At 77.4% G+C, this 4157-nt stretch carries 2 protein-coding genes and 1 pseudogene; all 3 read right to left on the bottom strand.

Going from position 1 to position 4157, the window contains the following annotated elements:
- Window positions 1-303: pseudogene (locus J1C73_RS01590) on the bottom strand (hypothetical protein); the annotation flags it as partial.
- Complete coding sequence (locus J1C73_RS01585; RefSeq protein WP_207314726.1) at window positions 300-4037, bottom strand: vWA domain-containing protein; 3738 nt, start codon at window positions 4035-4037, stop codon at window positions 300-302. The gene J1C73_RS01585 and the pseudogene J1C73_RS01590, both read right to left, overlap by 4 nt.
- Before the next feature lie 3 nt (window positions 4038-4040).
- The coding region (locus tag J1C73_RS36270; protein WP_504742433.1) for a hypothetical protein at window positions 4041-4157 on the bottom strand (117 nt) is incomplete at its 5' end.

The following is a 4157-nucleotide window of genomic DNA, read 5'->3' as shown; positions in this document are numbered from 1 at the left end:
CTCCGGCACCGGGTCCGCCATGGGGGCGGCGCAGGCGGCGGCCGCGCGGTGGACGCATGCCGGGGCGAGGAGGCAGCCGCAGGTGATGGCGTCCGCCGTCGCCACCACACCGTCCGGGGCGTGCAGGCGCAACTCGGTCTCGTCGTCGACCGCGATCGTCACCGTGCCCCCGTCGCGGCGCGTCGGGCGGGCGCCGAGTTTGGTGACCGCCGCATCCAGCCGCTTGCGCAGCCGGGGTGAGAGGTCCTCCACCAGCGTGGCCGTGACCTCCGGCGCGACAGGTGGCAACTGAACGGCGGTCATACGGTCTTCTCCCCTATCCAGCGGGCCAGTTCGAGAGGGCTGAGGGCCGCCACGGGCATGCCGGCGGCCACGAGTTGCCCGGCGACGCCCGTCGAGTAGCGGGGCCGGCCGGCGTCGTCGAGGCTGGCGCAGCCGAGGACGTGGCAGCCGGTGGTCACCAGGGCACGCACCTCGGCCAGCAGTCCGCCGAGCGGGGCGCCCTCCTCGAAGTCGCTGATCACGACGACGAGGGTGCGGGAGGGCACCTCGATCAGGCTGCGGGCGTGCCGCAGCCCGGCGGCGATGTGCGTGCCCCCGCCCACGCTCACCTCCAGCAGGAGGGAGAGGGGATCGTGCACATGGCCGGTGAGGTCGACGACCTCTGTGGAGAAGGCCAGGAAATGAGTGCTCAGGGCCGGCACCCCGGCGAGCACGGAGGCGGTCAGCGCGGACCAGATCGTGGACGCCTCCATGGATCCGGAAACATCGGTGACCAGGATCAGGCGCCAGTCGGCCGACCGGCGGGCGCGGCTGCGGAACACCGGCTTCTCTGGGATCACCCGGACCGTTCCGTCGGCCGCCCGGCGGGCGGTGGCCAGGTTGGCGCGCAGCGTGCGCGGCAGGTCCAGCCTGCCACCGGGGCGGCGGGTGGGCCGGGCCGTCATCGCGCCGGTGAGGGCGGGGCGCAGCCGGGTGGCGAGCTGCCGGGTCAGTTCGTCGACCAGGCGGCGGACCAGGGGCCGGAGCGCGGCGAGGCGGGCCTCGGGGAGGCCGCCGGCGTACCGCAGGATAGTCCGGAGCAGTTCCACGGAGGGGGCGGCGGCCTCCGGGTCCAGTTCGGCGAGGACGTCCTGCCGGCCTGTCCCGGCCGCGGTGGCGAGGACCTCCTCGCGGATGCCGGGGCCGAACAGCGCGGCCAGTTCCTCGGACCACTCGCGGACACCGGGGAATGATGGTTCCCGGCCGCCGCGCGAGCCGCCCCCGTGCCCGGGGCCGGGCAGTCCGCCGCGGGATCCCTCGCCGTGTCCCGCGCCGTAGAGCTCGTCCAGAGCGGTCGCCAGGCGGGCGGCGCCGGACGGCAGTCGGTCGGAGCGCCGGCCGAGTACGAGCCGCCACCGGTCGGCGGGCGCGAGGGTCCGCGCGGGGGCGGCCTCGGTGGAGGCTCCGGTGGTGGGGCGGCCGACGGACAGCGGTGGGAGGCGGTCGTCGTGCGCGGGTGGCGGGACGGGCAGGCCGAGGCCGGTCAGGAGCTCGCGGGCCGCGAGGTCGGCGGCCGTTCGGCGGGCCAGTTCGGCCGGATCGTCCGCGTCGAGGTCGTCCACCCGTTTGCCCAGCCGCTCCTCGACGGTGTCCAGCAGCCGGTCCCGGGCGGCCGGGCTCAGGGTGTCGAAGCCACCGCGCAGGGCCGGCAGCCGGGCCAGGAACGCGGTGTCGTCCAGCTCGACGACCCGGTGCAGCAACGGGTCCAGGGCGCCGACGCCGACGGTCAGGAGGGGGCCCGCCACCGTCAGGACGCCGGTGAGGCGGGCGGTGAGCGCGGCCCGGGAGGTGCTGTCCACGGCTCCGTCCACCCAGGAGGCGACGCGCCCCCCGAAGCTCGCGGCCTCTTCGTGGCCCGTGAGCACCCTGACCGCTCCGGCGGCCGCGGCGATCAACGGCGTCCCGTCGGCGGCCAGCCGGGCGAGGGCGTCGGTGAGCTGGATGCCGCCCAACCGGTCGGCCCGCTGGGACAGTTCGAGCAGAGCTCGGGCGTCCTCGGTCTCCTCGGAGCCGGTCAGGCCGTCGACCTGGCGGACCGCGGCCGAGGTCAGGAGTTCGGCCGCGCGCGCGGTGCGGGCCGCACGGGCGGAGGCGGTGGTGTCCGGGGCCGAGTGGTCGTCGGGTGCGGTCAGGCCCGACAGGTGGCCCGCGTCGATGCGGTCCAGCAGGTCGAGCCCTCCCAGGAGTTCGGGAAGGGTGCCGCTCGCGGGGAGTACGGCCGCCAGTTCCGTCAGCCGTTCGTCGGCCAGGGCGGGGAGCCCGCACTCGGCGGCCTCCGTGAGTCCGCGGACGACCTGGGCGGCCGTCGGACCGTCCGCCTCGCACTCCGCCGTGTGCCGCTGCCGCAGCACGCCCTCGGCCGCCTGGACCGGGGTGACGCCGCGGGCCCCGGCCGCGGTGAGCATCGCGGCCGTCGCCGGGGTCCACCGCACCTGCCAGCGCGTCGTGAGTCCTTCGGTGCCCGCCGCGCCGGTCACCTGCTGCTCCTGCGCGTACGGGATGCCGCACACCGTCAGCCTGCGCAGCAGCAGTTCACGGCGCCGGTCCAGGGCGGAGCGCGCCGGGTCGAGCCGGAGGTCGCGCGGTGTCTTCTCGTGCGCGTCCTCGGGGCCGGGGAGGGCGAGCGCCGCGGTCTCGGTCTCGACCGCGGGGCCCAGTCCGCTGCGCGGAGCGGCGGGCGCGGGGCGTCCGGTGCGGGCTCCGACGAGTACGCGTTCGAGGGCCAGGGCGACGGCGCGGCCCGTGCCGTAGGTCTCGCCGCGCCCCAGCACCGTCTGCACGGCTTCCAGGAGTTCACCGCGGCCGGGGGCGGGCAGGTCGCGCAGACGGGCCAGGTCACCGGCGACCCGGACGATCTCCCGGCCGTCCGCCGGGCCGTAGGGGTGGCCCTGTTCGCGCAGGGTGGCGCAGATACGGACCGCGGTGCGGATCAGCGCCTCGTGCAGCGCGGCCGGGTCCCCGGCGGCGTCCAGGACGGTGTGCTGCCACTCCGGGTCGCGGATTCCGGCCGGGTAGCCGGACCGTGAGTCGAGCAGCGGGTACGTGTACGGGATCAGGGAGACCGTGCAGGCCGCCGTCCCGGCGGCGCCGCTCGCACGGCCGTCTGCCCCGGACGCTTCCGGCGCGGACGCCGGTACGGGACCCCCGGTGGCCCCGGCGGCGGACGGCAGCAGCGCCGGGGCGTGGAAGGCTCCCACCACCACGGCGGGCCGTTGCCCGCTCGCCAGGGCCTGCGCGACATGTCCGCGCATACACGCCTCGCGCGCCAGGTCCGTGCCGTGCGCCCCGCCCCGCGCCTCGGCCTCGTGGCGCAGCGCCCAGCCGGTGAGCAGGGCCGCACGGCGGAGCGCCTCGGGTGTCGAGCCGGGCGCGAGGGCCTCGACCAGCCGGTCCCACAGGTCGTCCCCCTCCCGGCCGGTGAGCCGGGACCGGAGCGCGTCGGACAGCCCGTGCCCGTCCCCCGGCACGGACGCGGAGTCGGCGCCCGGGACCGGGGCGGGGGCGGAGGTGTCCGGACCGCCCACCGCCCACGCCCGGTCGGCCAGCGGCAGGTCGCAGGCCACCGCCGGGACCCCGTTTCTCGCCGCCCAGCGCAGCGCGGCCAGTTCGGGCGAGAAGTCCGCGAACGGGTAGAAGGCCGGGCCCCGTTCGCCTGCCGAGCCGGCCCCGGGCCCGTCGGCGGGCACGGCGGCCAGCGCCACCGGAGCCTCGGTCTCCTCGTGGGCGAGCCAGCCCAGCCAGGGCTGGAACTCGGCGGGCAGTTCGACGAGGAGGACGTCGGGGGCCGCCGCGTCCAGCAGAGCCGGGAGGGCGGCCGCCAGCGAGGGCGCGTGGTGGCGCACCCCGATCAGGAACGGCAACCCGGGCCCGGTCGCCGCGAGCGCCGCCACCGCGGCCTCCGGGGTGGCGGGCGGCACCTCGGCGGTGGGCCGTGTCCCGGCGGTGGACGACGCCTCCACGGCGGACCGCGTCTCGGGGATGATCGACTCGCTCATCCGTCAGCTCTCCAGCACCGCGCGCAGGTCCCACAGGGCACGCCAGGTGGCCGCCCCCTGCTCCGCACGCCTGCGCACCGGCCCGTCCCAGTACCCAAGCAGCCGTGCGGCGTCGGCGGG

The sequence above is a fragment of the Streptomyces laculatispora genome, assembly GCF_017353455.1.
Classification (GTDB): domain Bacteria; phylum Actinomycetota; class Actinomycetes; order Streptomycetales; family Streptomycetaceae; genus Streptomyces; species Streptomyces laculatispora.
Note: the sequence above shows the minus strand (reverse complement) of the source record. Positions and strands in the feature narration are given on the sequence as shown.